Raw genomic sequence first — 12,686 nt, 5'->3', positions numbered from 1 at the left:
TGGATCTTAGAGGTTGTACGCCGTCCAACTGATGTTAAAGGTTTTGTTCTTTTACCTAAACGTTGGGTTGTCGAGCGTAGTTTCGGTTGGTTTAATTGGTATCGTCGTTTGAGTAAAGACTACGAAGTTTTACCACAGACACATGAAACATTTGTACAAGTTGCAATGATTCGCTTAATGCTCAGAAGACTCGCTTAATTGAATTGTTTAATACTTTTCAAACATCCTCTAAGCGACAGATACGATTTAAGCTTTGCTGGATGCATTAGGGTTGCATTTGGCGGTAACAGTTAAGTTAAGCTAAAACCTAGAAGCATAATTACAAATAATTACTATCATTTATTTTCAACAACCTCTAAACCTGTCCTAGCTACTGATTTAAGATCAACATTTTGATTGTTTAACAACACTACTATAGTGGTATTTTCATTGGGTAAATATGCCAGCAATGTTGCGAAACCATAAGCTATACCACTATGCCCAATTGCTTTTGCTAAAGGAGATGAAAACCTTTCGACACCCAACCCATAGCTATAGTCTGCACCATTATCTTTAAATTTCAGCATTACTTTCATCATCTTTGACGAAAGTAAAGTTTTTTTGACAAATAACGCTTTGGCAAACTTGGCTAAATCCTCTGCTGTTGAAACTAATCCACCATCTCCCAAACCATTGCCATCATTGACTTGGGCGTAGCTATCTAGCTTACCATCCTGATTGCGATCGCCATAACCTGTAGCGACTTCGCCAATTGTCGGTTCGCGCAATTCTGTGAAGGTATGTTTTAATCCCAATGGTTTTAAAATTTGACTGCGGATTGCTTGGGCGAGATTTCCCCTAGTGATATTTTCAACAATCAGTTCCAAAAGAATGTAGTTGCAATCAGTATAAATAAATTTTTCTCCGGGATTTGCCTTTGGTTCTTCTTGATACATATACTGAATAGCTTCTCTGGCTGTCCAAGGCTGTGAGCGACTTCTTTTCGCTGTAGCTTGAATAAATTCTTTTGTATCTAGGTATTCAGCAACACCACTAGTGTGGTTGAGGAGTTGACGAACTGTAATTTTTTCGCTGTTGACAATATGAGGACTGATGTCTCTTGGTAAGTAGGTTGCGATCGCTCCATCTAATTGTATTTTCCCTTGTTCAACTAATTTCAGCACAACCACTGCCATAAAAGTTTTACTCATACTGGCAATAGAAAAGCCATCTGTGGGTTTCATCCTGGTTTTAGTTGACAAGTTATTGACACCAGATGCTCCCAGCCAAGAACCTTTAGGTGTAGTAATATACATTACCGCACCAGGGATTTTCTGTTCTACAACTATCTCATTTAAAAGTTTTTGTAATTGAGAGCTTTTTCCTACTGTGGAGGTAGAAATCACTTGTTTAGCAAGAGATTTTTCTATTACTCTCTGACTAATGTTATTAGCGACTAAATATCCTGTAAAACCAAGGGAAAATACAAAGACTATTGCAAATAAAATTTTGCTGAAAGCCAAAAGTTTTAGGTTCATTTCACTTACTAAACAGAAACCGAGGCAATCTAGTAGTCTGCCAACCCAAAATTGTTAGGTGAGGGCTGGGAAAAGGGGAAAGGTTAAAGGTTAAAGGAGTAAACATCTTTTCCCTTTCCCCCTTGCCCTTTACCCCGCCAAGTTTCCTTGGCGAACTACTAGCTCAACTGCACAAAGTAGTTGGTGAGCATCAACCTGACATCTGATATACAAATAGCATTACTTTGTTCCCAGATTAGGATCAAAATTTAAAGTCACCAACTCTCATAAATATGAAAATGCCAACTAAAAGCAAGACCAAAGCCACTGTCTGGGTTGTGGAAAATGGTAAAATGCGATCGCGCTTAGACCAACTCACCACCGAAGAACCTTTAGAAATTCGCCTCGTCCCTCTCCAGAAGACGGTAGCTGTAACTATGCGAACACCAGGGGCAGATTTTGAACTAGCTGCTGGTTTTCTCTACAGTGAAGGAGTCGTTAATAGTAGGGAAGATATCCGACGTATTAGTTACTGCGTAGATGAATTGGTAGATGGTGAGCAACGCCATAATATTGTAAATGTAGAACTGCGGGATGGGTTGATTCCAGATTTACAGCCTTTGGAGCGCCATTTCTACACTAGTAGCGCCTGTGGGGTGTGTGGTAAAGCTAGCCTTGAAGCTTTACGTCTGCGGGGATGTCCAGTTATTCCTTCTGGCCCAACGGTAACACCTGAGATTGTTTACAGCCTACCAGAAAAACTCCGGGCTGCTCAAGGTATTTTCACTGCTACAGGGGGTTTGCACGCTGCGGCTATCTTTGATACTCAAGGACAACTGTTAAATTTATGGGAGGATATTGGACGACATAATGCTTTGGATAAATTGATTGGTACGGCTTTGCTCAGTGATGAGTTGCCTTTAAATAATTGTATTGTCCTGGTTAGCGGGCGCTCTAGTTTTGAGATTTTGCAAAAGTCTACAACTGCTGGGGTTCCTATTGTCTGTTCTGTTTCTGCTCCTAGTAGTTTGGCGGTGTCTGTCGCCAAGGAATTTGGAATTACCTTAATTGGATTCCTGCGCGGTGAACGGTTCAATATTTACACTGGTTTACAGAGAATAAATGCTGATTAAGAACACTTTTATAGTGGCGTGGCGAGGCTAAATTGTTGCAAACAAATTTGTAGGTTGGGTTGAGGTTTTTTGATAAAAATTCTAAATCATAAAAATGGGATAAATCATCACAAAGACGTGATAAATCGCCGTTTATACAATAATCAGTCTTTTGTAGAGATGGCGATTCATCGCGTCTCTTGCCTTAACCAATCCGATCAATGTTGGGGTTTCCTGTTACTCAACGCAACCTAAATCTAATGCACTATTTTAGCTGTCTTGAGCCAAGATATTGAGCCGTTAATTGCTATGAACAAAAAAATTAAATAAAGAAAAGCAACAAATCTAACTTCTTTAACGTAATACAACCAAATACCAATAACATCAACAATAATCCAGTAATACCAACTTTCAATCCTTTTTTGTACCATGAGCCACATAGCAGTAAAACTCATGATTGTTGTGAGTGCATCTAAATAAGGAAAAGAAGCTTTCTCTAGAAATATTGTAGGGAGTAACAGGTGAATTTTATTCATCAAAGCTCCCGTTGCCAATGAAACTGCTATTGTAATTGCTGCAATCAAAACAATTTTACGCGGTGGACTATATCGAACCTGTAAAACTTTACCAGTATCAGATTCAGGTGTAATCCATCTCCACCAACCATACACACTAATAACTAAGTAATAGACTTGTTCTAACATATCCGCATACAAACGGATTTGATAGAAAAGTACCATGTATAGCAAGACGCTGACTATTCCAACAGGCCAAGTCAGAATCTTTCTCTGAGAAATTAGCCACACCGACCATAGAGAAAAAATCGTTCCCAAGAATTCTACATAACTCATGGGATATCCGATAAGATGAAATGCGATAGTATTTACACTCCAAAATTCAATCATTTTAATGCATTTTATAAAATATTTTTTTTGAAAAACAAGTCTCCTAAATTGCTATATTTTTGGTAGGATGACACTACCTTTTTAACCAGACTAATACGTGCATTTATATCGCCATAAATGCGAAAGAATGGAACTTTTCTAATAATTAAGTCGCTCTGAATCTTTTTTTGAAATATACTACGATTTGCCTCTCCAGAACGATCCCAGGTATCATCGTAAGGGATATCTGAATCACAAAGAAATACTAAATCATAGCGCGACATGGCTTGATGGGCAAGTTCTGCTAACTCTGGAGCAACAGTTTTGTGGTAATACAAGGAGAATTGATAGGTTGTCAATGCATTAGTATCTGTAAATAAATACTGGTTTGCTTGCAATAATAAGGCTTCTTCACGTTCTAAATGCCCTTTGGCAATCTCCACAAGTTGCGAGAGCGAAAGTTGCCTATTAATTTGATATTTTTCCCAATACTCGCGCCCATACTCTGGCATCCATACTGTGTTAAACTCTTTAGCTAATTGTGATGCAATGGTAGTTTTACCAGTCGAAGGAGCGCCCAGAAAAACAATATTGGCGATCAGATCGCGGTATACATCAGGATGTAAATACTCCCGAAATGCGTAAGCGTCTCTTCTTACTTGCGTTCCAGAAATTGGAAAAGTTTGGCGATCGCAATCTACGAGCCGATTAACTGCCCCCAGCGCCTGACTTACGTGTTCACCGTAAAATTCACTACAGTAAAAGTGGGTAATTTTTTTGGATTTTAATTGTTTCAGGATGTAATCTTCGTGCTTTTGCTTAATCTCAGGAGTATCACCAACCTCAGTTGGGCCATCCCACGCTTCAATCACCTGAATTTGTGGATAAATTTGACGCAGCCAATTCGCTCGAACTGTTAAAGGAATAGCAGTCACTTCTGGACACTCATAAATCATCACAAGTACCTCATCCATCTCTGCTAAGGCTGTTTCAATCACCAATTGATGCCCTTTATGGAGAGGCGCGTATTTACCTAGTGTAAGTCCGGATTTACTAGTCATAATTTTGACTTTTTATAGATACCTATTACAATACTGCTCGGGTTTTGCATTTTTAACTCGGCATTGGGTTTGGGGAAAAGGTTAAGGGGAAAAGGTTAAAGGGTAAAGGTTAAAGGTTTTTTCTTTCCCCTTCCCTTCTTCCCCAAAACCCGACAAGTATTGATACCTATTACTCTAAAAAAGAAGTCGCCGTGTTGTACTAGCTAAATCTTGGTTAAGACAAGAGACGCGATAAACGCCGCCTCTACAATAATTAGTCTTTTGTAGAGACGGCGATTTATCGCGTCTTTGTGATGATTTATCGCATCTTTAGCGATACTAGAATTTAGATGAGATATTAGCTAATTTAGTCCATCAGATGCTGCTGGACTTGCGAAACTAATTCATTTGTCCAGTAGTTGGTGAGTTCGGCATTGGCTGCTTCTACCATTACTCTGATGACTGGTTCTGTGCCAGAGGCGCGAACCAAAATTCTGCCGGAATCGCCCATTGCAGCTTCAGCAAGAGCGATCGCTTTTTGTACAGGTTGACAATCTTGCCATCCCAAACGGCGATCGCGATCGACAACGCGCACGTTGCGCAACAATTGTGGATAGGTTTGGAAGCTTCGATCTACTAATTCGCTCAAGGGAACACCCGCCTCTCTCACCAAAGATGCTATGTGTAATGCGGTTAACAAGCCATCTCCAGTTACGGCATAGTGACGGCAAAGAATATGCCCTGATTGTTCGCCACCTAGCATTGCTCCAGTACGCTGCATTTCGGCTTGCACGTATTGGTCGCCAACTGCGGTACGAATTAAGTTACCACCAATTTGCTGCCAAGCTTTCTCAAAGCCTAAGTTAGCCATGACTGTAGATACAATCAGGTTGTCTGGCAATTGTTGGTTTTGTTGTAAGTGTCTTCCCCACAGGTAGAGAATGTAATCGCCGTTAACTTGCCTGCCTGTATTGTCTACTGCTAAGACGCGATCGGCATCGCCATCGAAGCCAAAGCCGATGTCGGCGTTGTGTTCTTGTACCGTTGCTGCCAAAATGTCTAGGTGCGTGGAACCGCAGTTAACATTAATGCGATCGCCATCTGCCTCGTTATGCAAGCAGATTACCTCCGCCCCCATTTGTGTAAACACTGATGGTGCTAACCCAACTGCGGCTCCCCATGCCAAGTCTAAAACAATCTTCATTCCCTGAAGATTTAGGGCACCGTTCAAAGGTTTTTTCAACGCCGAGCTATAATCTTCCACTAACTCGAAACGTGAGTAATGCCGTCCGCAATTACTGACTTTAGCGATCGGTGATATCTTGCCACGCAGTCCCGCTTCAATTTCTGTCTGCAATATTTGCGGTAACTTCCCACCATTGCTACCAAAAACCTTAATCCCATTGTCTTCTGGAGGATTATGGCTGGCAGAAATCATCACTCCGCCAATGGCATCACTGATACTGGTGAGATAGGCAACGCAAGGAGTGGGACATAATCCCAAATACCAAACCTCTAAGCCTGCTGCTGTTAACCCTGCACTCAAAGCCATTGCCAGCATATCGCTGGAATTTCTAGAGTCCTGTCCGAGAATGACTGGCCCTACTTGAGTAGCATGGTTACGTAAAACAATCCCCGTCCAAAAACCAACTTGCAATGCTAGAGGCGCATTCAGTAATTCTCCCACTCGTCCGCGAATCCCATCTGTGCCAAATAAGGGATTTGCTGGTAGTGGGATTAAATTCAGTCCAAAACTGCTCTCAATCCCTTTGCCCAATCCCTCAACTTCAGAAGTAGAACCCCCAGAAATGCCCGATGTCCGAGTTATAGATGAAACCATATTTTAAACACTCCACACAATCACACTGAAAAATAAATAACACTTAAGACTTTATTCAGCAATTTTGACATGCTTTTTCTCTTTAGAAATTCATTCTAGATCGAGCTACCTTTACGTAATAATACTGAATTTTTCTTTCTCTGATTGTAAATCTTTGATAAAGTCAGTATTGGTTTTTACGTTGTTAGTAAAGTCTCCACATCTTAGCTAATTATTCCTTTTATGCCGACAACTTTCGTTTTGATTTTTATCTGTATTAGTTCACACTTGACAATACTATTACCAAGTAATTATGTAATAAATATTACTTTCAGAGCGTCACAAAGATTTTCACCTAAGCTGAGAATGAAAGCAAGATTCAGCTAATAACAACAAAAAATCAAAATACTGAAATCTAAAATTCTGTTCTCCTAGCCTTGTCGCTGTGTAAAAAACGACAGAATCATTGCAGCTTAAAAAATTTTAATATAAATTCTCATCAAATAGTTTTAAGGTAACGTTTTAATGGCTTTTTTAGCCGTTAGTGAATCAAAACTCCGGCAGTTAACTTTTTAAAGTTGAGAAATTTAGCATGAGCAGCAATTTAGCAACCAAATTACGTGTAGGCACTAAGAAAGCCCACACAATGGCAGAAAATGTAGGTTTTGTCAAGTGCTTTTTAAAAGGAGTAGTAGAAAAAAACTCTTACCGGAAACTTGTTGCTAACTTCTACTTCGTCTACTCAGCGATGGAAGAGGAAATGGAAAAGCACCGCCAGCACCCAATAGTTTCTAAAATTAACTTTCCTCAGCTAAACCGCAAGCATAGCTTAGAGCAAGACCTGAGTTATTATTTTGGTGCAAACTGGAGAGAGCAAATCAAACTATCTCCCGCAGGTGAAGCTTATGTACAGCGCATCCGAGAAATATCTGCTACAGAACCGGAATTATTAATCGCCCATTCATACACTCGTTACTTGGGTGACTTATCCGGCGGACAAATTCTCAAAAATATTGCTGTTACAGCGATGAATTTGTCTGATGGACAAGGCACAGCCTTTTATGAGTTTCCAGAAATTACTGATGAGAAGGCATTCAAAGCCAAATATCGGCAAATTTTGGATGAATTACCCCTTGACGAGGCGGCAACCGATCGCATCGTTGATGAAGCTAACGCCGCCTTTGGCACGAACATGAAGCTATTCCAGGAATTGGAAGGTAATTTGATCAAGGCGATCGGTGTGATGCTGTATAATAGCCTTACACGGCGTCGTACACGTGGTAGTACTGAACTCGTCACAGCTGAGTAATCGTGTTGAGATTGCGGAGTATGGTGTGTGGAGTCATAAGTCTAGATAGCCTGATAAAAGGTAATTCATAGGTGTTTCTGGCGAAAGAGCGATCGACGCTCAAAATATTTAGGGGCAATAGCCTTGTGACTGCTTTTGAGATGTGAAAGCAAGCATGGGGAGATTGCCCCTCAATTTTGATTGGATTGGGAATTGGGAAGATAAGTATCTAGATTTAGATGCCAACCAAATTGTGAAATATTTTCTAGTTTAGTAGTTTACACTAGCACATTTATTAAGAAGGGGAAGGGGGAAGGGGGAAGGGGAAAAGGTAAAAACCTCGCCCGACGTGAAGCGAAATAATCCGCATCATTACGGGAAGGTAAAAACCTCGCCCGCAAGTGGCGCGACCTAATTCATCCCTTTTCCCTTTAACCTTTTCGCCTCTTTTTATTTCTGTTGTGTATAGTTGCAGATGATACACAAGAAGCATTTATTTATCACGATATGGAATAGTATCGATGCTTTGTCGAGTTCTGACTGAATCGGGCTGATAAGCAGCAAATATAAAATAATTAAATACTCAGCAAAAGTCGGCAGTATTCCAAAATGGAATATGGAAATGGAATTTAAGTATATCGAGTCACGACATTGAAAAAATTGTCGCGATAAAGTCTAATTCATTAAAAACTACGGTAATACGGTAGGTTTATGGTATATTACCACCATCAGAAAATTGTCTACTTATAAACTCAGAGTAGTTTCCAGCCGCTCTCAAGCTTTCGATTTTGACTAAAATTTTGCCCGATCGAGTTTTGGCTGATTTGTTAGCGATAACAAATTAGGCTTTGTTACATCACTTACAAAGTGAGAGAAATAACCAAGCAGTTTCAATTACAAACGCACAATTATGGTAGATATTAAGTTCGCATACTGGATTCCCAACGTTAGCGGGGGGTTAGTTGTTAGTAAAATTCCCCAACGGACAGATTGGACTTACGAATACAATGCTCAACTGGCTCAAACAGCTGAACAAGTCGGGTTTGAATATGCTCTAGCACAAGCCAGATTTATCGCCAGCTATGGCGCTGAGTACCAGCTAGAGGCATTAACAACCGTGTCAGCGTTGGCTCCAGTCACCAAGAAATTGAAATTGATTGCAGCAGTTCACCCTGGATTGTGGCATCCGGGAGTAGTTGCCAAAATGGGTGCTAGCATTGATTTTCTCTCTAACGGCCGATTTGCTCTGAATGTAGTTAGCGGCTGGTTTAAAGATGAATTCACTATATATGGTGAACATTGGTTAGACCATGACGAACGCTATCGTCGTTCAGAAGAATTTATCCGCGTTCTCAAAGGTTTGTGGACTGAGGATGAGTTTCACTTTAAAGGCGACTTTTACCGCATTAACGGCGGTTGGGTGAAGCCTAAACCAATTAATCAGAATCCCCACCCGGAGATATTCCAAGGTGGTAACTCCAAGGCTGCACGGCGGATGGCTGGCCGCGTCTCTGATTGGTATTTCATGAATGGCAACACCATAGAAGGTGTGAAAGAGCAGATTGCAGAGGTGTCTGAATTAGCTCGTCAAGAAGGACGCACAATTAAGTTTGGTCTGAATTCCTTTATCATCGTGCGAGATACGGAAGCAGAAGCGCATGAAGTCTTGCGCGATATTATTGCCCAAGCTGATGTGGAAGCTGTCAAAGGATTTGGCGAAGCGGTGAAACAGGCAGGATCTTCTACTCGTGAAGGTCAGGGAATGTGGGCGAATTCCAATTTTGAAGACTTGGTGCAGTATAACGATGGCTTCCGGTCGGGCTTGATTGGCACGGCTGAACAAGTAGCTGAGAAGATTCGCCAGTTCCATGCAGTGGGAGTCGATCTAATTCTTGGTGGCTTCTTACACTACACAGATGATTTGCCAGCATTTGGTAAGACTGTAATACCGATTGTGCGCGAACTTAAATCTAATCGTCGGACATCTGATGAGTTGGTTGGAGTGTTGTAAACAGGAGGTTGGAGGCAGAAAGTGGATTGTTTATATCTGATTTGGAGTCCAGCATTCTGTACCTCATTTAAAAGAACTCTACATATCTCTGCTCAAATAAATATATTTTGCGTTGTCTCATAGTAATGGCGATTATGAGTCACTCAATCACAATCAAGGAGTTTTACCATGACATCAGTAATTAATACTGACCAGAAGGCACATATTATTCGGGATGACAAAGAAGCGATCGCGATCGCTCACGAATTAGCAGCTGAGTTTGCCAAGGGAGACTCAGAACGCGACCAAAATCGGCGTTTACCTGCTGAGGAAGTAGAAAAGTTTTCTCAGAGTGGATTGTGGGGGATTACAGTCCCGAAAGAGTATGGCGGTGCTTTTGTATCAAGTGCCACCCTCGCAGAAGTAGTTAAAATCATCTCCGAAGCCGACTCTAGCCTCGGTCAAATTCCCCAAAACCACCTCTACATGGTGGAAGCAGTCCGGTTGGATGGTACAGATGAGCAGAAGAAGTTCTTCTTTGATTTGGTTCTACAAGGTAAGCGCTTTGGTAACGCCTTCTCGGAAGTTGGCACTAAGTCTGTGACTGATGTCCAAACAAAATTAACACCAGATGGATCTGACTTCGTACTCAACGGACGCAAATACTACTCTGCTGGGGCACTATTGGCACATTGGGTTCCCGTGATTGCCAGTAATCCAGATGGTAAGACAGTGGTGGCATTTGTCGAAAGAGATGCCGAAGGATTAACCCTACTCGATGATTGGACGAGCTTCGGACAACGTACCACTGCTAGCGGCACTACCATTATTGAAAATGTGAAAGTTAAGGCAGAACACGTGATTCCGCACTACTTGGCTTTTGAAAGAGCTACTCCAATGGGTGCGATCGCCCAAATCATCCAAGCCGCCGTAGACGTGGGAATTGCTAAAGCCGCAGTCCGTGACACCATCTACTTTGTTCGCAACCATACTCGCCCTTGGGTTGACAGCAATTTAGAAAAAGGCTACGAAGACCCTCTGACACTCTATAACTTAGGCAATGTCCAAATTCAGGTTCACGCTTCTGAAGCATTGCTGCGTCGTGCAGGCGAATTTCTGGACATCGCTAACGAGTCAGGCTTAGAAGAACCCAAGGTAGTTGAAGCATCGATCGCAGTTGCTGAAGCCAAAGCCTTAGCCACCGAAGCGGCATTATTAGCTACCAACAAATTGTTTGAACTAGCAGGTACTAAGTCCACATTGGAGGAATTTAACTACAATCGCCACTGGCGAAATGCCCGCGCTCACACACTTCACGATCCCGTGCGTTGGAAATACTACGCTGTTGGTAACTACTTCCTCAACGGTGTCTATCCCCCGCGCCATCCTTGGTTGTAATTGCAGCATTTTCTACTGGGGTGAAGCTTTCAGAATTAACATTTACCAGAATGCTTTACCCCTAATAAATCCAACATTATTTCAGTTGATACGATGAGCATTGCAAACCCAATCCAGAGGCGGAGAATTTGGAAAAGCCAGCCATTTAAAGAACTGCTTTTTATTGCTATAATTGCTGTCATTAGCTATGTTTTTGAACTCATCTTTGGTCAAATTATTCAACTGAATGTGGGAAGAAATTTGACTTACATTACGATGTAAAACTATTTTAAATTCAAAGTTTTCCAGTCAAATTTATAGTTACTTCTCACAATAAGGTTATAAGAGAAGTGGTAAAGTATGCAATTAATCGAAACGAAAGAGTCTCAAAATTATCTCGATCTAGCTAAGTCTTTAGCACAGGAATTTGCCCAGACTGCTGTCGAGCGGGATGCTAAAGGAGGAACACCAAAGCATGAACGCGATCGCTTGCGTAAAAGCAACTTGCTGAAACTAATCGTACCCACTGAATACGGTGGTTTAGGGCAAAACTGGATTACCATTCTGCAAATTACCCGCGAGTTTGCCAAGGTTGATAGTTCAATTGCTCACGTTTTTTCTTACCACCATTTAGGTGTAGTAATTCCTCATATCTTTGGTTCGGCAGAGCAAAAACAGCGATATTACTCAACAACTATTCAAAATAATTGGTTTTGGTGCAATGCCCTCAACCCTTTAGATAAAAGAGCTACTCTGACACCAGAAAATGATTATTTCCGTCTGAACGGGATTAAAAGCTTTTGCTCTGGCTCTCAAGACTCGGATATATTGCCGATCGGTGCCATTCATCAAGAAACTGGTGAATTAAATATTTTGGTAATTCCTACCCAACGGCAAGGCGTTACTGTTCATGATGATTGGGATAATATCGGGCAACGTCAAACAGATAGTGGTAGTGTTACTTTTGAGAATGTGTTGGTGTATCCTAACGAAATTCTTGGTAGTAGAGACAAACTCAATCAACCCTTTAATACTATTCGCGCCTGCTTAACTCAATTGAATCTTGCTAATATCTATTTGGGAATTGCCCAAGGAGCATTTGAAGCTGCTAAAGCATATACTGCCACTAATACAAAACCTTGGCTGACATCAGGTGTAGAGAGTGCAACCCAAGATCCTTACATCCTCCAGCACTATGGCAAAATCTGGGTTGAACTCCAAGCAGCTAAGAGCTTGACTGAGCAAGCAGGAGAATTACTACAGGCGGCTTGGGAAAAAGAATGGTCGCTCACCGCCGAACAACGTGGGGAATGTGCGCTTTACGTCGCTACTGCCAAAGTTGCAGCGACTAGGGTCGGTTTAGACATTACTAACCGCATTTTTGAAGTTATGGGCGCACGTGCTACTACGGCAAAGTATGGCTTCGATCGCTATTGGCGTAATCTCCGCACATTCACTCTCCACGATCCGGTAGATTACAAAATTCAAGAAATCGGAAATTGGGCGTTAAACGATCAACTGCCAAAACCTAACTTTTATTCATAGATAATCAGTCTTTCAAGACGCGATTTATCGCGTCTCTACATTAACGTGAGTTCGACGGAACTAAAAAATAGCAGGAGGCAGTGCAGGTAAGTCTTTTGGGTAAATATCGATCGATGGTTTTTTGGGCAAATAGGT

General features: G+C 41.5%; 11 protein-coding genes. 7 read left to right on the top strand and 4 right to left on the bottom strand.

Annotated elements, in window-relative coordinates; genetic code table 11:
* On the top strand, positions 1–198 hold a 198-nt coding region (locus V7K53_RS09380), incomplete at its 5' end, for a transposase (protein ID WP_335197259.1).
* A gap of 137 nt (positions 199–335) precedes the next feature.
* On the opposite strand, the gene V7K53_RS09375 is transcribed toward V7K53_RS09380, so the two are convergent.
* A complete protein-coding gene (locus V7K53_RS09375; protein WP_335197258.1) occupies positions 336–1,517 on the bottom strand; it encodes a serine hydrolase domain-containing protein in 1,182 nt (393 codons plus the stop codon).
* Between the two features lie 272 nt (positions 1,518–1,789).
* Between V7K53_RS09375 and fdhD the strand changes: the two genes are divergently transcribed.
* Positions 1,790–2,629 carry a formate dehydrogenase accessory sulfurtransferase FdhD gene (gene fdhD, locus V7K53_RS09370; RefSeq protein ID WP_335197257.1) on the top strand — a complete coding sequence of 280 codons (840 nt, stop codon included), beginning with the start codon at positions 1,790–1,792 and terminating at the stop codon, positions 2,627–2,629.
* A 236-nt stretch (positions 2,630–2,865) separates the two neighbouring features.
* Here fdhD and pnuC read toward each other — a convergent pair whose 3' ends face one another.
* From pnuC to glmM, 3 genes are all read right to left on the bottom strand, one after another.
* Positions 2,866–3,459 (bottom strand): nicotinamide riboside transporter PnuC, encoded by a 594-nt coding sequence (gene pnuC, locus V7K53_RS09365; protein ID WP_335197256.1) that lies wholly within the window; start codon positions 3,457–3,459, stop codon positions 2,866–2,868.
* A gap of 65 nt (positions 3,460–3,524) precedes the next feature.
* Entirely contained in the window at positions 3,525–4,553 is a 1,029-nt protein-coding gene (locus tag V7K53_RS09360; protein ID WP_335197255.1) for an AAA family ATPase, read from the bottom strand.
* Between the two features lie 346 nt (positions 4,554–4,899).
* Complete coding sequence (glmM, locus tag V7K53_RS09355) at positions 4,900–6,372, bottom strand: phosphoglucosamine mutase (protein WP_335197254.1); 1,473 nt, start codon at positions 6,370–6,372, stop codon at positions 4,900–4,902.
* Between the two features lie 571 nt (positions 6,373–6,943).
* Between glmM and V7K53_RS09350 the strand changes: the two genes are divergently transcribed.
* The 5 genes from V7K53_RS09350 to V7K53_RS09330 all read left to right on the top strand — a co-directional run bounded on the left by V7K53_RS09350 (position 6,944) and on the right by V7K53_RS09330 (position 12,551).
* Positions 6,944–7,660 carry a biliverdin-producing heme oxygenase gene (locus tag V7K53_RS09350; protein ID WP_322680846.1) on the top strand — a complete coding sequence of 239 codons (717 nt, stop codon included), beginning with the start codon at positions 6,944–6,946 and terminating at the stop codon, positions 7,658–7,660.
* Positions 7,661–8,549: 889 nt separating this feature from the next.
* On the top strand, positions 8,550–9,650 hold the full coding sequence (gene sfnG / locus V7K53_RS09345) for a dimethylsulfone monooxygenase SfnG (RefSeq protein WP_335197252.1): 1,101 nt from the start codon (positions 8,550–8,552) through the stop codon (positions 9,648–9,650).
* Between the two features lie 168 nt (positions 9,651–9,818).
* Positions 9,819–11,027 carry an SfnB family sulfur acquisition oxidoreductase gene (locus tag V7K53_RS09340; protein ID WP_335197251.1) on the top strand — a complete coding sequence of 403 codons (1,209 nt, stop codon included), beginning with the start codon at positions 9,819–9,821 and terminating at the stop codon, positions 11,025–11,027.
* A 93-nt stretch (positions 11,028–11,120) separates the two neighbouring features.
* Entirely contained in the window at positions 11,121–11,288 is a 168-nt protein-coding gene (locus V7K53_RS09335) for a hypothetical protein (RefSeq protein ID WP_335197250.1), read from the top strand.
* 78 nt (positions 11,289–11,366) lie between these two features.
* Entirely contained in the window at positions 11,367–12,551 is a 1,185-nt protein-coding gene (locus tag V7K53_RS09330) for an acyl-CoA dehydrogenase family protein (protein ID WP_335197249.1), read from the top strand.
* The last annotated feature ends 135 nt before the right edge of the window (positions 12,552–12,686 follow it).

Source organism: Nostoc sp., assembly GCF_036917355.1.
Classification (GTDB): Bacteria; Cyanobacteriota; Cyanobacteriia; order Cyanobacteriales; family Nostocaceae; genus Nostoc.
The sequence above is the reverse complement of the archived record's forward strand: the minus strand, read 5'-3'. Positions and strand labels throughout refer to the sequence as shown.